This is a genomic window from Bradyrhizobium sp. GW821-FHT13H05 (assembly GCF_058804065.1).
The window spans coordinates 885,089-904,503 of the sequence record NZ_JBXAPO010000002.1 but is presented as its reverse complement, the minus strand read 5'-3'; the positions used below and the strand labels follow the sequence as shown (position 1 = coordinate 904,503).

The 19,415-nt window shown below is 64.5% G+C and carries 16 protein-coding genes; 12 read left to right on the top strand and 4 right to left on the bottom strand.

The genetic code is table 11. From position 1 onward, the window contains the following. Positions 1-25 precede the first annotated feature (25 nt). A complete protein-coding gene (locus AC1RR3_RS08580; RefSeq protein WP_492821314.1) occupies positions 26-2,611 on the top strand; it encodes an EAL domain-containing protein in 2,586 nt (861 codons plus the stop codon). Between the two features lie 57 nt (positions 2,612-2,668). Here the strand turns inward: AC1RR3_RS08580 and AC1RR3_RS08575 are convergent, their stop codons facing one another. After that, positions 2,669-2,917 carry a hypothetical protein gene (locus AC1RR3_RS08575; RefSeq protein ID WP_492821312.1) on the bottom strand — a complete coding sequence of 83 codons (249 nt, stop codon included), beginning with the start codon at positions 2,915-2,917 and terminating at the stop codon, positions 2,669-2,671. 57 nt (positions 2,918-2,974) lie between these two features. Here AC1RR3_RS08575 and AC1RR3_RS08570 point away from each other — a divergent pair, with 57 nt between their 5' ends. The 4 genes from AC1RR3_RS08570 to AC1RR3_RS08555 all read left to right on the top strand — a co-directional run bounded on the left by AC1RR3_RS08570 (position 2,975) and on the right by AC1RR3_RS08555 (position 8,432). After that, positions 2,975-3,217, top strand: coding sequence for a hypothetical protein (locus tag AC1RR3_RS08570; RefSeq protein WP_492821310.1), 243 nt, complete (start codon positions 2,975-2,977; stop codon positions 3,215-3,217). A gap of 652 nt (positions 3,218-3,869) precedes the next feature. Then, positions 3,870-4,814, top strand: coding sequence for a class I mannose-6-phosphate isomerase (locus AC1RR3_RS08565; RefSeq protein WP_492821308.1), 945 nt, complete (start codon positions 3,870-3,872; stop codon positions 4,812-4,814). Continuing rightward, positions 4,802-7,078, top strand: coding sequence for a glycosyltransferase family 4 protein (locus AC1RR3_RS08560; RefSeq protein WP_492821306.1), 2,277 nt, complete (start codon positions 4,802-4,804; stop codon positions 7,076-7,078). The genes AC1RR3_RS08565 and AC1RR3_RS08560 overlap by 13 nt, the downstream gene beginning before the upstream one ends. 43 nt (positions 7,079-7,121) lie before the next feature. After that, positions 7,122-8,432, top strand: coding sequence for a glycoside hydrolase family 130 protein (locus AC1RR3_RS08555; RefSeq protein ID WP_492821446.1), 1,311 nt, complete (start codon positions 7,122-7,124; stop codon positions 8,430-8,432). Between the two features lie 46 nt (positions 8,433-8,478). Here the strand turns inward: AC1RR3_RS08555 and AC1RR3_RS08550 are convergent, their stop codons facing one another. After that, positions 8,479-9,090, bottom strand: coding sequence for a TetR/AcrR family transcriptional regulator (locus AC1RR3_RS08550; RefSeq protein ID WP_492821304.1), 612 nt, complete (start codon positions 9,088-9,090; stop codon positions 8,479-8,481). Positions 9,091-9,219: 129 nt separating this feature from the next. Here AC1RR3_RS08550 and AC1RR3_RS08545 point away from each other — a divergent pair, with 129 nt between their 5' ends. The 4 genes from AC1RR3_RS08545 to AC1RR3_RS08530 all read left to right on the top strand — a co-directional run bounded on the left by AC1RR3_RS08545 (position 9,220) and on the right by AC1RR3_RS08530 (position 16,070). After that, positions 9,220-10,452: a cytochrome P450 gene (locus tag AC1RR3_RS08545; protein WP_492821302.1), complete on the top strand. Its 1,233-nt coding sequence runs from the start codon at positions 9,220-9,222 to the stop codon at positions 10,450-10,452. A gap of 267 nt (positions 10,453-10,719) precedes the next feature. Continuing rightward, positions 10,720-14,379 (top strand): AsmA family protein, encoded by a 3,660-nt coding sequence (locus tag AC1RR3_RS08540; protein ID WP_492821300.1) that lies wholly within the window; start codon positions 10,720-10,722, stop codon positions 14,377-14,379. Positions 14,380-14,692: 313 nt separating this feature from the next. Then, positions 14,693-15,811 (top strand): DUF2336 domain-containing protein, encoded by a 1,119-nt coding sequence (locus AC1RR3_RS08535; protein WP_492821298.1) that lies wholly within the window; start codon positions 14,693-14,695, stop codon positions 15,809-15,811. 25 nt (positions 15,812-15,836) lie between these two features. Further along, positions 15,837-16,070: a hypothetical protein gene (locus AC1RR3_RS08530; RefSeq protein WP_492821296.1), complete on the top strand. Its 234-nt coding sequence runs from the start codon at positions 15,837-15,839 to the stop codon at positions 16,068-16,070. Positions 16,071-16,191: 121 nt separating this feature from the next. Here the strand turns inward: AC1RR3_RS08530 and AC1RR3_RS08525 are convergent, their stop codons facing one another. Continuing rightward, positions 16,192-16,929 carry an SDR family oxidoreductase gene (locus AC1RR3_RS08525; RefSeq protein WP_492821294.1) on the bottom strand — a complete coding sequence of 246 codons (738 nt, stop codon included), beginning with the start codon at positions 16,927-16,929 and terminating at the stop codon, positions 16,192-16,194. Between the two features lie 99 nt (positions 16,930-17,028). Here AC1RR3_RS08525 and AC1RR3_RS08520 point away from each other — a divergent pair, with 99 nt between their 5' ends. The 3 genes from AC1RR3_RS08520 to AC1RR3_RS08510 all read left to right on the top strand — a co-directional run bounded on the left by AC1RR3_RS08520 (position 17,029) and on the right by AC1RR3_RS08510 (position 18,752). Then, positions 17,029-17,622 carry a TetR/AcrR family transcriptional regulator gene (locus AC1RR3_RS08520; protein WP_492821292.1) on the top strand — a complete coding sequence of 198 codons (594 nt, stop codon included), beginning with the start codon at positions 17,029-17,031 and terminating at the stop codon, positions 17,620-17,622. Between the two features lie 221 nt (positions 17,623-17,843). After that, positions 17,844-18,128: a cupin domain-containing protein gene (locus AC1RR3_RS08515; RefSeq protein WP_492821290.1), complete on the top strand. Its 285-nt coding sequence runs from the start codon at positions 17,844-17,846 to the stop codon at positions 18,126-18,128. A 138-nt stretch (positions 18,129-18,266) separates the two neighbouring features. Then, complete coding sequence (locus AC1RR3_RS08510) at positions 18,267-18,752, top strand: YkgB family protein (RefSeq protein ID WP_492821288.1); 486 nt, start codon at positions 18,267-18,269, stop codon at positions 18,750-18,752. A 15-nt stretch (positions 18,753-18,767) separates the two neighbouring features. Here AC1RR3_RS08510 and AC1RR3_RS08505 read toward each other — a convergent pair whose 3' ends face one another. Then, positions 18,768-19,373 (bottom strand): class I SAM-dependent methyltransferase, encoded by a 606-nt coding sequence (locus AC1RR3_RS08505; RefSeq protein WP_492821286.1) that lies wholly within the window; start codon positions 19,371-19,373, stop codon positions 18,768-18,770. Positions 19,374-19,415 lie beyond the last annotated feature (42 nt).

Sequence of the window (19,415 nt, the reverse complement as noted above, 5' to 3'; positions counted from 1 at the left end):
TTCCCGATGCCTTCCGGGTCGAACGATGTCCGCCTCCGATTGTCTTGTGACAGAAATTCCGGACGTGCTGCGCGCCGCGCTCGAATGCGCCGACGATGCTGTCGCCATCGTCGATGACACGCATCGCATCACGCATTTCAATGCCGCGGCCGAGCGGATCTGGAAGCTTGCGCGCACCGACGTGCTCGGTCGCGATGCAGCCATTCTTACCCTCAAATGCCTTCAGGCCGACGCGGTCACGGATTTCCGCGATGAGATCAGCCTCGTCCGGCGTGACGGCAGCCGCATCAAGGCGCTCGTGTCGATGTCGTCTGCGAGCGTCGACGGCAGGGTCCATCACATCGTGTTCGCACGCGACGTCACAGCCGACGCGGAACGCCGCGTCAGGATCGGGTTGCTCCACGCCGTCGCCGACCAGACCAACCGCGCGGTCATCATCACCGACGTCGAACAGAACATTGTCTATGTCAATTCGGCTTTCACCGCGCTGTTCGGCTACTCCAGCGAGGAGGCCGAAGGCCGCCGCGCCGGCGAGCTCATCGCCGGCTGCCACACCGATCGCCAGGCCATCGCCAGACTCGTCAAGCGCCTGATGCACGGCGGTCGCCGCGGCGAAGCCGAGGTGCTCGCCTACGACAAGGACGGCGAGGAGATCTGGGTCTGCGCCCGCCTCGACGCCTTCCGCGACAGGAAGGGCAGGGTCAAGCATATCTTCGCGCTGCTCGAGGACATCACCGAGACCAAGCAGCTGCGCTCGCTCCAGCAGCTCATCATGGGTGCGCTGGCCGACGAGGTTCCGATCACCGACATCGCCGACCGGCTGTGTCGCCGCGTCGAGGAGATTGCGCCCGACGTCGTCTGCTCGCTGCTGCACGTCGATGCCGCGGGCCTGGTGCATCCGCTCGGCGGTCCCAGCCTGCCCGAGGACTACTCCCGCGCGCTTGACGGCATCGCGATCGGCCCCAATGTCGGCTCCTGCGGCACCGCCGCCTTCTATGGCGAGCCGGTGCTGGCCGAAGATATCGACACCGATCCGCGCTGGCAGCCCTACAAGGCGATGCCGCTCGGGATCGGCCTGCGCGCCTGCTGGTCGACCCCGGTCAAGGCCAAGGACGGACGGGTCATCGCCACCTTCGCCTTCTACTATAGGGAACCGCGTGCGCCGAGCAACTGGCACCGTCGCATCGTCGATGCCTGCGTCAACCTCGGTGCGTTTGCGATTGAGCGCAAGGAGGCACGCGCGGAGATCGCGCGGCTGGCCTATCACGACATCCTGACCGGCCTGCCCAATCGCGCGCAGCTGCGGCACCTGATCTCGGCCGCAATCGACGCCTGTCCGGCCGGCAGCCACGTCGCGCTCGCCTTCCTCGACGTCGACCATTTCAAGGACGTCAACGACACGCTCGGTCACGCAGCCGGCGACGAGCTGCTGATCCAGCTCGCCCAGCGCCTGCGCGAGCAGATCGGGCCCGAAGATATCCTGGGCCGGCTCGGCGGCGACGAATTCGTCATCCTGCTGCCGCAACGGACCGCCGAGGGTGCCGAGCGCGTCGCGGCCGGGATCACCGAAGCGCTGTCTGCGCCCTTGCGGCTTGGATCCAGGCAGATGCAGATGTCGGCCAGCATCGGCATCAGCCTCTATCCCGATCATGCCACCGACATCGACACCCTGATGCAGCAGGCCGACGCCGCCATGTACATGGCCAAGCAGGCCGGGCGTTCGACTCATCGCATCTTCAGCGCGGAGATGAACGGGCTCACCGAGCAGAGGCTGGCGCTGATCGCGGCGTTGCGCAAAGCCATCGCAGAGGGCGCGCTGACGCTGAGCTATCAGCCGCAGATCCGCAGCTCCGACGGCGCCATCCACGGCGTCGAGGCGCTGGCACGCTGGCACGATGCCGTGCTCGGCGATGTCTCGCCGGCAAAGTTCATCCCGCTTGCCGAGGAGTGCGGCCTGATCGAGCAGATCGGCCTGTGGTCGGTGCGCGAGGCCTGCCGGCAGATGGCGAGCTGGCGCCGTGCCGGGCTCAATATTCCATGCGTGTCGGTCAATTTGTCGCCGATCAATTTCCGCAACGTCACGCTGGCCGCACGGCTCAGGGGCATCCTCGCCGAATACGATCTGCCGTCGGATGCGTTGATGCTCGAGATCACCGAGGGCGCGTTCATGCAGGACAGCGTCGCCGCGCTGGAGACGATGAACGCGATCCGCGAGCTCGGCGTGGGGCTCTCCGTGGACGATTTCGGCACCGGCTATTCCAGTCTCAGCCGTCTCGCTCATCTGCCGATCCGCGAACTCAAGATCGACCGCAGTTTCATGCGCGACATCGAGAAGGACGCGGGCGCCCTTGCGATTGCCACCGCCGTGGTGCGCGTCGGCCAGGGGCTCGGCATGACCGTCGTCGCCGAAGGCGTCGAGACCGAGGGCCAGCGCAAGGTGCTGGCCGAGCTCGGCTGCGACGTCGTGCAGGGCTTCCTCTACGCACCCGCGCTGGCGCCCGTCGCCTTCGAGCGCTGGCTGATCGAGCACTGCGCCGAGCAGGCGCGGGCGATGCTGGGACGGCTCGATCTTGCGGCGGCGGGTGAGGGCGCGGTGAGGCGGTCGGCCTAGGGCGCGCGGCTTGTCTCGTCGCGTTGGCATGGCACCCAGGGACAATGCCTATCGCGATCACATCGCGTTATAGCGCGCCGCACTTCTGACCGCGTCGTCGATCTCACCAGCCAGCTCGTCTTCGCCGATTTGATGCAGATCAGTTGCCAATGACGATGCCTGCTCGGTGCTCATCGAGAGCGGCTGGTCAATGTCGTAGCAGAATTTGATGCGCCAGATCGGGTCGCGATTTCGATGAGGCTCGATCAGCACCACCGGAAGATCGGGCAAGCCGTTCCGGAGCAGCAGCAGCGACAAGCTGGTCATTGGAGCCAACGCATCAAGTTACTCCAATCGTACCTAGTTTGATTTTGGTCGCCTTTGATGTCGTGGCAACGCGTAGTGAATGGTCAGCAGGCTTGGCTTGCCGTCATCGAAGATCAAGTGATCCGCCAGGCCCATTTCCGCGCGCATCGCGTTACAGCAGAAGATCATCCATGGATCGAAAAGCGGGAGCTTGCTCACGGACCGGTAAAGCTCACCACATTCGATGGTCAGGTCCTGCCGGCCTTGCGCGCTCGCCAGTTCGAACCGGGATCGAATCTCTTGCCGGAAATGATCCATTGAAACCATGCGACATCCGATAGCCGCTCCGAAAGGCGGATCAGCCAGCCAAGGTTGGGATTGAGCAAGTGTCCCTCGTCAACTCAGACGTCAGGTCTTGTGACCATAGAGCAATGCCAACACAAAGATACAGCTAATAAAGCCAATCTGGTTGATGCTCTGGTCTCGCTATTGGGCGACGACGTTTCTATATGTCGAATATCACCGCCCGCCCTTGGCCGTTACCGGTGACTGAGAGCATTGCGCTCCCGCCTCGACCAGGAAGGCGGTTGGATGTCTGATACTCCCAAAATTCAAGATTCGTGAGTGGCTGGCGCCTCCGGTGCCGCCGCCTGTTTTCATTGTTTTGCTGGTCGCCGCGTCGGTCATGATGCATTGGGCGTCCATTTTTAGTTGATCTGCAGCAGCAATCTCGCACGCAGATCGGTCAGGAGGTTACTTGGCAAATACAGCAACGATCCGAAACTCGAACGGACTTCCTGCCACATTCGCCGGATCGAAGACCGGGCAGGACGACGCTCCGTTTGTTTTTGTCAAGGTCGGCGGTGAGGAACGCCGCATGCGATGGGCTGAATGGGATGCGCTCCCGCCCTGGACCGGCCCGCGTCCTGCACGAACAGTCAACGACTGAACGCACAGGCCTGGGGAGGCCCGCTTGACGATCGAACATGCCATCGTGCGAACCAAGCCGAAGCCCTGGGGCAGCCGCGATCTGCGTCCCTGGAGCTTGGCGTCGACGGGCGACGGCCCGATCGGGGAATTGTGGTTTGAGCGCCCCGGACCTGCTGCGCCCAAGACGGCGTTGCTGCTCAAAATGCTCCTCACCACCGAGCCGCTATCGATCCAAGTTCATCCGGATGATGCGTTCGCGCGCTCGATCGGACTTGCCAACGGCAAGACCGAGGCCTGGTACATCGTCTCTGCCATTCCCGGCGCCAAGGTCGCGGTGGGATTGAACTATCCGCGCTCCGCTGCCGCGTTGCGAGCTGCCATCATCGATGGCTCGATCGCCAATATCGTGCATTGGTACCCGGTTCGTCCCGGCGACGTCATCTTCATTCCCGCTGGAACCATTCATGCGATCGGCGCCGGCATCGTGCTGGTCGAAATCCAGCAGAACAGCGACGCCACATTCCGGCTGTTCGACTATGGACGAGAGCGTCAGCTGCACATCGAAAATGCCGTCGCGGTGGCGACGGCGGGCCCTCGCAAGATCCAGCCGCCTCCCGAACGATTGAGCGGCGCGCGAACGGCGCTCGCGGTCAATTCCTACTTTGTCATGGAGCAAATTGACCTCGCTCCGGGTTCAGTGTGGACGCTCGACGCACCGAAAGAGACTTGGCTGCTGGCGATCGAAGGTCACGCCCAACTCGGCTCCAGGGGGCTGGAGCCGGGTGAAGCCGCTTTCCTCGAAGCCGACCATGCGGACATCGAGGCAGGTGCGAGCGGGTTGAAAGCATTGCTGGCCTATCCCGGCCCGAGCGTAAATCACGGTGCGTTAACAGAGCGCAGCGCACACGCCTCTCCGAGCGTCCTGGTCCCGACCTCCTTCGAGACTGCCGCGCTCAAACCATCGGAGACGTCAAATTGGCTGCCGTAAATCGTATCGCCTTCATCGGAAACTCGCTTCCACGCCGCTGTGGCATTGCGACCTTTACCACCGACTTGCAGAGCGCCATCGCAGCCTCCCGAGGTGATCTGGAGACCGTCATCGTTGCGATGACCGATCATGGTCAAGTCTACGATTATCCCCCTACCGTGGGCCTTGAGATCAACGATGACCGGCAGGATGACTACGTCCGTGCCGCCGCCTATCTGAACAGCGGCGGCTTCGAAGCCGTTTCGCTGCAGCATGAATTCGGCATTTTCGGCGGCGAAGCCGGGGGGCAGATCCTGGCTCTTCTGTCACGTCTGACCATACCGGTCGTGACAACGCTGCATACGGTCTTGTCCGAGCCGACGGAGGTGCAGCGCGATGTCATCGCGCGCATCGTGGAGGCCTCGTCCAAGGTCGTCGTGATGGCTGAGAAAGGTCGGGAGTTGTTGCGCTCAGTCTATCACGTGGCTGACGAGAAGATCGAAATCATCCCGCACGGCATCCCGGAATTCGCGTTCGTCGAACCCGACGCGGCCAAGGCTGCGCTCGGATTCAGCAACAAGTCGGTCATCCTGACATTCGGATTGCTGTCGCCGAACAAGGGCATCGAAGTCATGATCGATGCGATGCCTTCGATTCTGAAAACACGGCCCGATGCCGTTTACGTGGTGCTCGGTGCGACGCATCCCAACCTCGTGCGCGATCAGGGCGAAGCCTATCGCGAGGCCCTGATGGCGCATGCGCGCCAGGCCGGAGTCGAGCATCACGTGGTGTTTCTCGATCAATTCGTCGATCAGAAAACGCTGCTCGATTTCATCTCGATGTCCGACGTCTACGTCACGCCGTACCTCAATGAAGCCCAGATGACGTCAGGCACGCTTGCCTATAGCTTCGGCCTCGGTAAGGCCGTGGTTTCCACCCCGTATTGGCACGCCCGCGAGCTGCTGGCCGATGGCCGCGGTATTCTGGTTCCGTTTGGCGATGCAGCAGCGCTCGGCACCGAGATCGCCAAGCTGCTCACCAACGACGTGCTCCGGCAGGCGATGCGCAAGCGCGCCTATGCGAGCAGCCGTGCAATGACATGGGAGAGGGCCGCCGAACGCTATATGTCGGTCTTCGAGAACGCCGGGCGCCGGCATCGGCTTAAGACCATCGCGCGCTCGGATACCGGCACGTTGCTGCGCGACAGCCGCGCGCCGCCGGAGATGCAGCTCGACCATTTCCTGTCGATGTGCGACGACACGGGACTGTTTCAGCATGCCGTTCATAGCGTGCCCGATCGTGCCCACGGCTATTGCGTCGACGACAACGCCCGCGCGCTGCTTGTGGCCTGCGCGCTCAATAATCCGGGCGAACAGCGGCTACCGGAAGCCCTGACGGCGCGATTTGCCGCCTTCGTCCAGCATGCCTGGAATCCGGATACACGACGCTTTCGCAATTTCATGGGCTTCAACCGCTGCTGGTTGGAAGACAGGGGATCGGAGGATAGCCACGGACGAACGCTCTGGGCCCTGGGCGTGTGCGCGCTGACCGATGCCAATCTGTCGCGGCGCTCATGGGCCGCGGCGCTGTTTTCCGAAGCGATGGCGACAGTGAAAAGTTTCAGTTCGCCCCGTGCGTGGGCGTTTGTGTTACTTGGGCTCGATGCCTACTGCTCGGCCGTTCCGAACGATGTCCGCGCGACCCGCCTGCGTACCGTGCTTGCCGATCGGTTGAGTTTGACCTTCGACACCGTGGCAACGGACGATTGGGTCTGGTTCGAGGATGGAGTGGCCTACGATAACGCTCGCTTGCCCCAGGCGTTGATCATGACCGGCATGGCCAGCAAGACCTCGCGTTATGTCGATATCGGCCTGAAGTCGCTGCGCTGGCTCGTGAAACGACAGACCTCAGCGAAGGGCCAATTCCGCCCGATCGGCACGGCGGGATTTGGTGATCGACGCCAACCGCCGCACGCCTTCGACCAGCAGCCGCTGGAGGCCGCGGCGACCATTGCGGCATGCCTCGCCGCTTGGCGCGCCGATCACGATGTCGAGTGGAAAGCCGAAGCCGCACGGGTCTTCGCATGGTTTCTGGGCAGCAACGATTTGTCGGCCTCGCTGGTCGACCTGGAAACCGGAAGCTGCCGGGATGGCCTGCACCCCGACCGTCCCAATGAGAACCGGGGAGGGGAATCCGTCGTGTCGTATCTGCTCGGCCTTTCCGAGATTCGACAAATTGCGCGCCTCAGCGAAAGCCGCGCCAAGCCGGCTCCGCTGGTCGCCTGACCGCGCCGATCGCAATTTCCTCCTTCAACCAACCGAGGCCGTCTTGTCGCAATCTCCCTTCCTCAAACGCCAAGCCCTTCATCTGCGGCCGGACCCGAGCCGTGTGCTCGTTCGGCCTTTCAAGCCGGCGACCGAGCCGCGCGACCTCAATCCGACGGACAAGACCCGCGCCAACCATATCGTCGAACGGGTTCTCGCGCTCGACCCCGAGACGGCCGACCGTCAATTGGCCGACGTTCTCGAGAACTTCCTCGGCCGTCACCGCAACCTGTTAAAGACCTTCGAGGCACGCGCCGCGGAAATGGAGGAGGCGCTGGCCGACCATGCTGTCTTCACACAGGTGCAGCGCCAGCTCGTGGGTGCCTATTTTCTCAACGAGTATTCGTTCGAGGCCTCGGCATTATTCAATCCGTGCATCGTGCCGCATCCCGATCAGTCCGGAACGCCGGAAGGCAGCCTCCGCTTCATCCTCAGTCTTCGGGCCGTCGGCGAGGGCCATGTATCTTCCCTGACATTTCGCTCGGGGTTCATTGCGGCAGACGGGACCTTGACCATCGATCCGACGGCGCGTCTTGCATCCAGTCCGGATCTTGTCCGGCTGACGGCGGGCGTCGGCGGCGACGATATTGACGTCACATTCGCGGCCGGAGAAGATCTGAGCGAGCGGGTGATTTTTCCGGTCACCGAAGCGCAGTCGAACGGGATCGAGGACGCCCGCTTTGTGCAATTCAGCGACGCCGGACAGAAGATCTACTACGCGACCTACACCGCCTATAGCGGACGGGCGATCCGGTCGGAGCTGATCGAGACATCCGATTTCGTATCGTTCCGGCTGTCGACCTTGAAGGGCAATGCCGCGCGCAACAAGGGCATGGCGTTATTTCCCCGAAAGATCGACGGCAAATACGCAATGATCGCGCGTCAGGATAACGAAAACCTCTATCTGATCCTGTCCGACGATCTCCACACGTGGGATGGCGGCCAGCCGATTCTCAAGCCTCGATACCCCTGGGAATTCGTGCAGATCGGCAATTGCGGATCGCCGATCGAGCTCGACATAGGGTGGCTGCTGCTGACGCACGGCGTCGGCCCCGTGCGGAAATATTCGATCGGGGCCGCGCTGCTGGACAAGAAGGATCCGTCGAAGGTGCTTGGCCGCCTGCGCGAGCCGCTGTTGCGGCCGGACCCTTCCGAACGTGAAGGATATGTTCCGAACGTCGTCTATACCTGCGGCGCGATGCGCCATCGCGACAAGATCATCTTTCCTTATGCGGTCTCGGACACCTTCTGCAACTTCGCGACGATCGAGATCGCCTCCCTGATCGCGGCGATGGACAGTAGCGAACGGCATTAGCCATGATCGAGATCAATCAGGTCTGAGGGCACGCCCCCGGCAGCCGTCACTCCGGCCCTAGCCCCGTCCTTCGCCGCAAATCCATAATCGCCCGCAAAAAACTGTCCGCCGGCGTCGTCTCCGGATCGATCAGCCGGTGCAGGCGAAAGCCGTCTTCCAGCGCCAGCACGATTGAGGCCATCCACGGCGGGTTCAGCGCGTCGTTCTTGCCGTTGCTCTTCAATGTCGCCTCGACGATGTCGGCGATCAGTTTGCGCCGCGCGCGCAGGCGTTTTGCAAGTTCCGGGCGGCGCTTCTCGGCGCGCGCGACGAACAGGATCATCTCCATGTGCAGCAGGGGCGAGCGGCCGAGCGGGTCCTGCCGGGTGCGGTCCATCGCCTTCAACGCCGCGATGAAATCGTCGAGATTGTCGTGCTGCGCGAGGATGTCCATGTTGCGCCGGATCGACTGCTCGACATGGTCTTCGAGCATGGCGATGATCAATTCGTCCTTGCTCCTGAAGTTCGAGTAGAACGCGCCGCGCGTGAAACCGGCTGCTGCGGCGATCGCCTCGATGCTGGCGCCGCCGATGCCGTCGTCCTCGAACACGCGCGCGGCGGCCTCGAACAGCTTGTCGCGCGTATCGTCCCTGGTCGGCCTGGTTCTCACCCTTGACATCGGCGCAGGTTAAGGCAAAATGCAACTCGATACAACAATGTATCGAGTTGATAATTTCAGGGGATGGTTACGCCGGGCATCGGGGCTGCCCGCGTATCGTGTCATGCGGCAACCCGATGTGAGGTCACCATGAACGAGCAAGTGCAGCCTGCGAACGGCGATCCGTTGTTCAACCCGCTGTCGCCGGACTTCATCCGCGATCCCTATCCGCACTACGACCGGCTGCGCACGCTCGATCCGATCCATGTGACGCCGTTCGGCCAGTTCGTCGCCAGCCGCCATGCCGATGTCAGCCTCGTGATGCGCGACAAGCGCTTCGGCAAGGATTTTATCGAGCGCTCCAAGCGCCGCTATAGCCCTGCCATCATGGACGAGCCGGTGTTCCGCAGCATGAGTCACTGGATGCTGCAGTCCGATCCGCCCGACCATACCCGCCTGCGCGGCCTCGTCGTGAAGGCCTTCACCGCGCGCCGGGTCGAGGACATGCGGCCGCGCATCCAGGAGATCGTCGATCAGACGATCGATGCCGTGATCGAGCGCGGCCACATGGACCTGATCGAGGATTTTGCCTTCCGCCTGCCCGTCACCATCATCTGCGACATGCTCGGCATCCCCGAGGATCATCGCGAGACCTTCTACAAGAGCTCGCGCGACGGCGGGCGGCTGCTCGATCCCGTGCCGCTCTCGCCGGAGGAGATCGCCAAGGGCAACGCCGGCAACATGATGGCGCAGATGTATTTCCAGCAGCTGTTCGAGCTGCGCCGCAAGAACCCCGGGGACGACCTCATCACCCAGCTGGTGCAGGCCGAGGAAGACGGCAACAAGCTCACCAATGAGGAGCTGACCGCCAACATCATCCTCTTGTTCGGCGCCGGCCACGAGACCACGGTCAACCTGATCGGCAATGGCCTGTTGGCGCTCCATCGCAATCCGGACCAGCTCGCGCTGCTGAAAGCGCGGCCGGAGCTGATGGTCGGCGCGATCGAGGAATTTTTGCGCTACGATTCCTCCGTGCAGATGACCGGGCGCGTCGCGCTGGAGGAGATCGAGGATCTCGGCGGCAAGACAATCCCCAGGGGCGAGACCGTGCTCTGCCTGCTCGGCTCGGCCAACCGCGATCCCGCGGTCTATCCCGATCACCCTGACAGGCTCGATGTCACCAGGCAGAACGTCAGGCCGCTGTCGTTCGGTGGCGGCATCCATTTCTGCCTGGGGGCCCAATTGGCCCGCATCGAGGCCGAGATCGCCATTGCCACGTTGCTCCGCCGCCTGCCGGATCTGCGGATCGACGACGTCGAGAACCCCAAATGGCGGCCGACCTTCGTGCTGCGTGGCCTGACGCAGCTGCCGGCCAGTTGGTGATGCCGTGGTCCTGCGAGCAGTTTTCCTCATCCAGAGGAGCCCGCCGAAGGCGGGCGTCTCGAAGGATGGCCGCGGGCGCGATCCGGGCCAGCATGGTTCGAGACGGTGCTAACGCGCCTCCTCACCATGAGGGTCTCCCACCAGCGTTAACCTCCGCGCGCAACAGTCGCTGTGACTTCGCCACACTTCCCCTTATATAAAGGGCAAGTTCCGGCGCGCCTGAGGCCCTCAGGTTGGGCCCGGGCCGGTTTGGCCGAGGGGAGACCCGTGCAGACGACGCTGCTCGGATTGGCGATTGCCTTCATCATTGCGCTGCTGGCCGCACTGATCGGGCCTTACTTCATCGACTGGAACCAGTTCAGGCCCCAGTTCGAGGCGGAGGCGGGCCGGATCATCGGCGTGCCGGTGCGGGTGGCAGGCGAGCTGGATGCGCGGCTGCTGCCGGCGCCGACCCTGCGGCTGCGCTCGGTCACCTTTGGCGGCAACAACGACCTCGGCCGCCTGCGCGCCGAAAAGCTCGACGTCGAGTTCAGCCTGAGCTCCCTGATGCGGGGCGAATGGCGCGCCACCGAGCTCACGGTCAACGGCATGGCGGTCGATCTCGGCCTGGATGCCCGCGGCCGGGTCGATTTGCCGTCCACCGCCAGCGGCACCTTCAACCTGGCCTCGCTGGCCATCGAACGGTTGAACCTCACCGGCCGCATCGCCCTGCATGATGCCGCCAGCCGTTCGACCCTGGAGCTGAACGACATCGCCTTCTCCGGCGACGTGCGCTCGCTGGCCGGTTCGGTGCGCGGCGACGGCAGGTTCACCGCAACCGGCGTGCGCTACCCCTTCCGCATCTCGTCCGGCCCGAGCGCCGATGGCAGCGCCACCCGTCTCCATCTCAATATCGATCCCGGCGAGCGCGCCATCCTCGCCGATCTCGAAGGCGTGCTTGCCTTCGACAACCGCCTGCCCAAATTCGAGGGCGCGCTCACGCTGGCCGTGCCCGCGGCGAAGAAGGCCGGCGAGGCCGGGCCGACGCCCTGGAAGCTCACCGCAAAGCTCAAGGCCGACCCGGCCGGCGCCAAGTTCGACCAGATCGATGCGAGCTTCGGCGCCGAGGACAATGCGTTGAAAGTCGGCGGCGTCGGTGACGTCAGGTTCGGCGCCTCGCCTTTGCTGCGCGCGGTGCTGTCGGCGCGCCAGATCGATGCCGACAAGCTCGCCGGCAAGGACGATGCCGAGCCGCTGCGCATCCTGCCGGCGCTGCGCGCCGGGCTGGCTGCGATCCCGCAGGCGCCGATCCCGGCGCAGATCGAGTTCAACTCCGACCAGATCATGCTCGGCGGCCGTCCGCTCCAGAACATCGCGGCTGAGCTCAGGACTGACGGCCGATCCTGGACCTTTCAGCGGCTCGAGCTGCGCGCGCCCGGCATGACGCAGCTCTCGCTCAACGGCTCTGCGCCCGGCGCCGACAGTTTCAGCGGCCGTCTCAGCGTCGAGTCGTCCGATCCCGATACGCTGGTGGCCTGGCTTCAGGGCCGCAGCGAGATCAACCGCCGCAGCACGCGGCCGCTGCGGCTTGCCGGCGACGTGACCATCGCCGCCAATCATCTCGCCATCGACAAGTTGAAGGCCGATATCGAAGGCGGCGCGGTCGAGGGCCGCATCGGCTTCGTGCAGACAGGCGCGAGCAAGGGCTCGCGGATCGACGCCGAGCTCAAGGCCGATCGTCTCGATCTCGACGCCGCCGCAAGTTTCGTGCGCGCGCTGGCCGGGCCGCAAGGCGAATGGCCGGAGGAAGCAAAGCTCTCGCTCGATATCGGCCGCGCCATTTCCGCCGGACAGGAGCTGCGGCCGTTCGCGGCCAAGCTCGGCTACGGTCCGAACGCGGTGTCGCTGGAGCAGTTGCGGTTCGGCCAGACCAGCGGCGTGACCACCGAGGCGAGCGGCAGTTTTGATCGCACCAAAGCCACCGGCAAGCTCGCGCTGAAATCCTCGGCCAACTCGCTGCGCGAGCTTACCGCGCTGATCGAGCCGTTCGCCCCTTCGGTGCGCGCGCGGTTCGATGCCCTCCCACAGCTGCCCGGCGCGACCCGGCTGAAGCTCGACCTCAGCCTCGACAAGAACGCCGAACATGCCGATCGCGGCGACGCCCGCGCCGTGCTCGATCTCGACGCACCGCAGCTCAAGGCCACTGCGACGCTGGCCGCGCAGACACCGCTCGCGGCCGTCAACGGCATCGATATCGACAAATTGCGGAGCAGCGATTTCACGCTGGACTCGAAGCTCTCGACGCCGCAGGCCGGCGCCTTGCTGGCGCTGCTCGGCCTCGATCGCGTGGTGGCCGCAGGCGAGGGCGCCTCGCAGTTCGAAGGCCGGTTAAGCGGCGCCTGGCGGCGGCCGCTGCAATTGAATGCAAAGCTGAGCGGCGGCGGGCTCGATGCGGACGCGCAGGGCAGCGTCGAGCTGTCGGAGCCCAAATCGTCCGAAATCAAGGCAAACGTGAATCTGCGCGTGCGCAACGTCAACCTCGCGCCGCTGTTCGGCACTGGCACGGCGGACAAGTCGACGCAGCTCGTCAGCCTGTCCTCGCGCGTCGGGCTGTCAGGCAATCGCCTGACCTTCGACGATCTCGACAGCACGGCCTCGGGCTCGCATCTGCGCGGCCATCTGGCTGTCACGCTCGATCAGGAGAAGAGCGTCGACGGCGAGGTGGGCCTTGATACGCTCGATCTTGCGCCCGCGGTCGCGATGGCGATCGGTGCCGCCGGACACGAGGCGAGCGAGCCGCTGAGCGCGGGGCTGCTCGGTGGCTGGCGCGGCCGCATCGCCTTCCAGGCGTTGCGCGGCACATTGCCTGGTGGTGTCGAGCTGCGTCCGTTCGGCGGGACGATCCGCAGCGACGGCCAGTCGCTCGCGCTCGATGCGCTCAAGGGCGGCGTCGGCGGCGGCGAGATGTCCGCGAGCTTTGACGCGAGGAATGGCGCCAATGGTGTTGCGCTGAATGCGCGTATCGAGCTCAGCAATGTCGATGCGACGACGCTGCGCTACCGCGACCTCGCGCTGCCCAAGGGCCGCGCCTCGGTGCAGATGGCGCTGACCAGCCAGGGTCGCAGCGTCGCTGCTCTCACCGGCTCGCTCGCCGGCAACGGCACGGTGACATTGGACTCCGCTGAAATCTCAGGCCTCAATCCGCGCGCCTTCGAGATCGCCATCCGCGCCAGCGACGGCGGCCAGGTCGCTGACGACGTCAGGCTGCGGCAGCTGGTCGAGCCTGCGCTGGCGGCCGGTCCGATCGCGGTTGCTTCGGCCCAGATCCCGTTCACGATCCGCGACGGGCGGCTGCGGGTCGGAGCCACGCCGCTGGAAGCGAAGAACGCCCGTGCCATCGTCTCCGGCGGCTACGACATTCCCGCCGACCAGGCCGACATCCGCGCCAGCCTGACGCCGATCATGACCGGGCTGTCAGGCGCGCCGCCGGAGATCCAGCTGTTCGCGGCGGGGCCTCCCGACAGGCTCAATCGCACTGTCGATCTTGCGCCGCTGTCCTCGTGGCTCGCGGTGCGCACGATCGATCGCGAGACGCGCCGGCTGGACGCGATCGAGCGCGGCGAGCCGCCGCCGGCAACCGCCGCACTGCCGACGCTCGTCTCTCCCGATCCCGCGCCGGAGCCCTCGCTCACCGACGTGCCGATGCCCGGCCGCGATCCGCGCCGGGCGCCGCCGCCGAAGCCAAAGGCCGCGCCGATACCGAAGGCGCCGCAGGCCGCTCCCGCAGCGCCAAGTCCGGCACTGACAAGCCCGGCACCGACAAGCCCGCCGCTCACAAGCCAGGTCGCGCCGCTGCCGCCCGCGATCGAGGTGAGACCCGCTCCGGGCCCGCCGCCCGCGAAGCCCAAGCCGAAGCCGCCGCTGGTGCTGACGCCGTCAAATCCGTAGGCGAGACGCCGTCATGCCCGGGCTCGTCCCGGGCATCCACGTTCTTCGCGCCGGGCGGTAAGGCGTGGATGGCCGGGACAAGCCCGGCCATGACGCCGGAGAGGCTTTCGCGCCAAGCTCTCTCGCGCCGCACATCACCCGCCGGTCAACCGATTCCCTCGCATTTTAACGAATTCTGCTCGGCAAAACTGATCTGCCGGTTTTACTGGATTCTCGCGTTTGTTCCCTAGTCTCGGCTCTCAGAGGAATTCGGTGTCGCGCCGGTATCGGCGGGACGGCTCGGCAAAGAACGACCAAGAACTGGGGTATCGACATGAACGGGGCGAAAACGCTTCTACAGGATCTGGACGACGCGATCGCGCGCGGCACCGACGAAAGCCGGACGCGGGCGTTGTGGCATGCGACCGACATTCTGATCACCGGCCGCTACAGCGACGACGAGATCAGCATGTTCGGCGAGGTCATCGGCAAGCTCGCCGACGAGATCGAGGTCGCCGCGCGGACGCAGCTCTCCGAATTGATGTCGGCCTGCGATCACGCTCCGCTCAACGTCATCGAAAAGCTCGCTCTTGACGACGAGATCGCGGTCGCCGGTCCGGTGCTGCGCGACTCCACGCGGATCGACGAGAAGATGCTGATCCAGAGCGCCATGACCAAGGGCCAGTCGCATCTGCTCGCGATCGCCCAGCGCCAATCGATCGGCGAGGCCGTGACCGACGTGCTGGTCAAGCGCGGCGACCAGGAGGTCGTGACCTCGGTCGCAAAGAACGAGGGCGCGCGCTTCTCCGGCTCGGGCCTTCTGCACATGGTCCGGCGTGCCGAGGGCGATTCGATTCTCGCCGAGCAGCTTGGCCTGCGCAAGGACGTGCCGCGGCACATCTTCCAGCAGCTCATCTCCAAGGCATCGGAAGACGTCCGCCGCCGGCTCGAGCGCGAGCGCCCGGAGATGATGGCGCAGATCCAGAGCTCGGTGACCGAGGTCACCGGCGATCTGCAATCCAAGTTCGGCCCGTCCTCGCGCAGCTATTTCGTCGCCAAGCGCGTGGTGACGACGCAGTACCGCCAGGGCAATCTCAACCAGGATTCGATCTCGAACTATGCGCGCCAGCATCGCTTCGACGAGGTGCAGATCGGCCTGTCGCTGCTGTCGGCGCTCCCGGTCGACGTGATCGAGCGCGCGATGATGGACCGCAATCGCGAGATCCTGCTGGTGTTGTGCAAGGCGCTCGACTTCTCCTGGGACACCACGATGTCGCTGCTGTTCCTCGGCGCCAAGGATCATCTGATCACGGCGCGCGAGCTGCAGGACAACGAGCGCGAGTTCAGCCGGCTCAAGATCGAGACCTCGCGCAGCATCCTGAAGTTCTACCAGTCGCGCAAGACCGGCGTGGGTGCCGACGCGGGCCGTCAGCCCGAGCTTCAGGTTCACTGAGCGGGAAATCGAGGGAGTATTTGTAATGTTGCCTCAATTCGGCACCGCGGTTCGCAAGAACAAGAACCTCAACGCCGACGTCGGCGGATCGGCTCCGGAGAAAGCTTCCGTCGACGCCGCCTGGCTCGTGCTGGAAGCCGCCAACGATCTCGGCGACCACGCTGCCATCGAAGCCTGCCGCCGCGTCATCGACGCCGAGCTGAACGGCACGGTGGCCGGCAGCTCGGATATTGATCTGGTGTTGGGGTATTTCAGGTAAGGTTCCGGGCTACGCGACCATTTCCGAGCAGTCATTGCGAGGCGACGAGGCAATCCAGACTGTCTCCACGGAAAGAGCCTGGATTGCTTCTGCGTTGAGAGCGACGTAGCTCGAAAATACTTTAAGCGTTCGCGCCGCCGTCGACCGTCAATGTCGATCCCGTGATGTACTTGGCTTTCGCGCTCGCCAGGAACGCGACCGCGCTCGCGATGTCATCCGTCGCGCCGTATCGGCCGAGCGCCATGAACTGCTTCAACGTCTCCGCGGTCGGGCCGCTGGCCGGATTCATGTCGGTGTCGATCGAGCCTGGCTGCACCAGATTGACCGTGACGTCCCTGGGACCGAGCTCGCGCGCCAGGGCCTTGGTGAATGCGCTGAGTGCCGACTTCGACGCCGCGTAGATGCCGAGCACCGGCGACGGCACGCGGTCGGCGAAATAACTGCCGATGGTGATGATGCGGCCGCCCTTGCCAAGGTGCGGCAGCGCGGCCTTGCTCGCGACGATCGGGGAGCGCACGTTGACGTTCAGCAGCGCATCGATGTCGGCGAGCGAGATGTCGTTGAGGCCGCCCAATCGCAGAATGCCGGCGTTGTTGACGAGGATATCGAGCCCGCCCAATGCGGCGACGGTCTTGTCGACCGAAGCCTGAACGGCGGCGACATCGGCGCTGTCGGCCTGGATCGCCACGGCCTTGCGCCCGCCTGCCTTGATGGCGTCAACGAGCTTCGCGGCGCTGTCCGCGGACTTCTCGTAGGTGATCGCGACATCGGCGCCTTCGGCGGCGAGCGCCGCCGCGATGGCCGCTCCGATACCCCTGCTTGCGCCCGTCACCAGGGCCCGTTTTCCTGCCAGCGTCATCTGCCTTCTCCTATTCTGTAACGATCGACACAGAATATGTGGAGACTTGATCGGCGTGGTCAAGTGAATTATGTGTTGATCATTACAGAAAGGCGGGCGATGGCAGGTCGGCCACGGGAATTTGATCGCGACGCAGCGCTCGAAGCCGCCATGTTCCTGTTCTGGCGCAAGGGGTACGAGGCGGCCTCGATGCACGACCTCTGCGACGCCATGGGCGTCCGCTCGCCGAGTCTCTATGCTGCTTTCGAAAGCAAGGAGGCTCTCTATCTCGCCGCGATCGAGCATTACGTCGAGACCCAGGGCCAGCCGGTCTGGGACCGGCTTGCGGAAGGCGCAACCGCACGCGCCGGGATCGAGAACCTGCTGATCGCGGCGGCAGAGACCCTGCCGAAATCCCGCTCGGCTCCGGCCGGGTGCATGGCCGTGCTCGGCGCCGTCAGCGACGAATGGCCGGCCACGATTGCCCGCGCGATCAGGAATGTCCGGCTCGACATGCTCGGTAATCTGCGCGCACGGATCGAAGCAGCGGTCGGCGGCGGCGAGTTGCCTGCCGCAACCGACATCGATGCGCTGAGCCGGTTCTACCTGAGCGTCTTCCAGGGCATGGCGATCCAGGCCAGGGACGGCGCGACGCCGGCGGAGTTGCGGGGCGCAGCCGAGGCGGCGATGGCGGCGTGGCCGGGCGAGGGGTAGCTCGCGGCCTACGAGTTGCGAAAGTGGTTGAACCCGACATCGGTCACTTTGTTGCCTTGCGCTCAGCGTCCTATCGTTATTCGCCGCGATCCGGCGCAATGGCGACAACTCGATGCGCGACAAGGAATAGGTGCTCAATGAATGAACCTACCGACGGTCAGCCAAGCGCTCGACAAGCCGGATTTGCCGGTGTCACGCGCAAGGTTCTCGAGCGTCTTCCAATGCCCGGCAATCAGGAGCTCATGGTCGTCGAGGTCTCCTATCCGCCCGGCGGCGTGGCGCCGCTTCACCGGCATCCCGTCGCGGGCGCGATCTACATCGTCGAAGGTGTTGCCGAGTCCGCTTACGGCAGCGACGAGCCGCGACAGTACCGGGCGGGCGAGACATTGCAGGATCGGGCGGATCTTCCACACACCCTGTTTCGCAATTGTGATCCGGATCGTCCGCTCCGCTTCCTGACCATCTACGTGCTCGAAGCCGGGCGCTCCTACACGACGCAGCCGTGAGCGGACAGACGCATCGCACGCGGCTGTGATCCGTGAAACCGCCGGGCGCAGGTAACGACGGACGCTCCCCTCCGTAGAGCCCATAGCGAACGTGTCGTTTGCCAACAGATGCGTGTCTACTCCGGGAGAAATCGTCACATGAAAGGATTCAACATCGCCGAGATTGGCGGCGGTTCGTATCGTCCGCTCGCCATTCTTCGCTGGGTCATGGTGCTCATCTTCGTATCGTTCGGGATGCAGAAATTCACGCTGCAATCCGCACAGGGCATCGCCCAGTTCATCACCAGCAGTCCGTTCATCTCCTGGCTGTCGATCTTCGGCCTGCGGGGAGAGGCCTATGTCCTCGGTGTTTCCGAGTTCGTGATTGCGGCGCTGCTCGCGGCGGGCGCGTTCAGTCCGGTCCTGTCCGCCCTCGGTTCACTCATGGGCGTGGTGACCTTCGCTGTGACATGGTCGTTCTTCTTCACGACGCCGGGCGTCGTCACGTGGAGCCTGTCAACCGATCCGATGGCGTGGAATCTGGCCGGCGAGTTCCTGTTCAAGGACATCGTCCTGCTGTGTGTCTGCGTCGTGCTGTTTCTGGCGTCGTTGCCGCAATCGGTCATTCAGCTACGCGCAGGCTGAGCGCCGGGCCGTCCCTCATCGCCGCAAGCGCCCGAGCCAGACGGTGTGACGTCCGCATTCGGGATCCTCGATCACGTGGTCGAGGACGTCAAAACCGTTGCTGTCGAGCAATCGGTGATATTCGGTCGTGTCAAGACTCGCATGATAGAGCGGCTCGCCCTCGAAAGTCCCGATGGCTTCTCCAAAGGACGGGCCGCTGGTGAACATCAGCGCTGCGCCGGCAGCGGCATGCCGCCGGAAGATCGGAAACATCAGGCGCTGGTCCTCGGGACTGAGATGGAAGAAGCTGTCCCAGGCCAGCAAGCCATCGAACGTCGCGTTCAGGTTCAGAGAGCGCATGTCCGAAACGAGCCAGGTCGCGTCGGGAAAATAGCCCTTTGCGATCTCGATCATTTCCGGAGCAGCATCGATCCCCGTGACATCACACCCCGTTGCACGCAGATAGCGCGCGATCGGCTCGCCGGGACCGCAGCCGATATCGAGCACCTTCGGCTTGGCGGGCAGCTGCGCGACGAATCGATCGAGCCATTTGCGCTCCATCACAGTCCGCCCGCGCTGGCGCAACCACGCCGTCGCGTGCCGGCGATACAATCCGACGATGTTGTCCGCGTCAGAACTCATCGACGTCGATCCAGTCCGTAGCTACCCATCCTGCAAGCCGCC

What these genes read in the sequence shown, in the direction of transcription:
- AC1RR3_RS08580 (WP_492821314.1), top strand. Translation starts at nt 26, where the DNA reads ATGTCCGCCTCCGATTGTCTTGTGACAGAAATTCCGGACGTGCTGCGC.
- AC1RR3_RS08575 (WP_492821312.1), bottom strand. Translation starts at nt 2,917, where the DNA reads ATGACCAGCTTGTCGCTGCTGCTGCTCCGGAACGGCTTGCCCGATCTT.
- AC1RR3_RS08570 (WP_492821310.1), top strand. Translation starts at nt 2,975, where the DNA reads ATGTCGTGGCAACGCGTAGTGAATGGTCAGCAGGCTTGGCTTGCCGTC.
- AC1RR3_RS08550 (WP_492821304.1), bottom strand. Translation starts at nt 9,090, where the DNA reads ATGTCAAGGGTGAGAACCAGGCCGACCAGGGACGATACGCGCGACAAG.
- AC1RR3_RS08545 (WP_492821302.1), top strand. Translation starts at nt 9,220, where the DNA reads ATGAACGAGCAAGTGCAGCCTGCGAACGGCGATCCGTTGTTCAACCCG.
- AC1RR3_RS08535 (WP_492821298.1), top strand. Translation starts at nt 14,693, where the DNA reads ATGAACGGGGCGAAAACGCTTCTACAGGATCTGGACGACGCGATCGCG.
- AC1RR3_RS08530 (WP_492821296.1), top strand. Translation starts at nt 15,837, where the DNA reads ATGTTGCCTCAATTCGGCACCGCGGTTCGCAAGAACAAGAACCTCAAC.
- AC1RR3_RS08525 (WP_492821294.1), bottom strand. Translation starts at nt 16,929, where the DNA reads ATGACGCTGGCAGGAAAACGGGCCCTGGTGACGGGCGCAAGCAGGGGT.
- AC1RR3_RS08520 (WP_492821292.1), top strand. Translation starts at nt 17,029, where the DNA reads ATGGCAGGTCGGCCACGGGAATTTGATCGCGACGCAGCGCTCGAAGCC.
- AC1RR3_RS08515 (WP_492821290.1), top strand. Translation starts at nt 17,844, where the DNA reads ATGCCCGGCAATCAGGAGCTCATGGTCGTCGAGGTCTCCTATCCGCCC.
- AC1RR3_RS08510 (WP_492821288.1), top strand. Translation starts at nt 18,267, where the DNA reads ATGAAAGGATTCAACATCGCCGAGATTGGCGGCGGTTCGTATCGTCCG.
- AC1RR3_RS08505 (WP_492821286.1), bottom strand. Translation starts at nt 19,373, where the DNA reads ATGAGTTCTGACGCGGACAACATCGTCGGATTGTATCGCCGGCACGCG.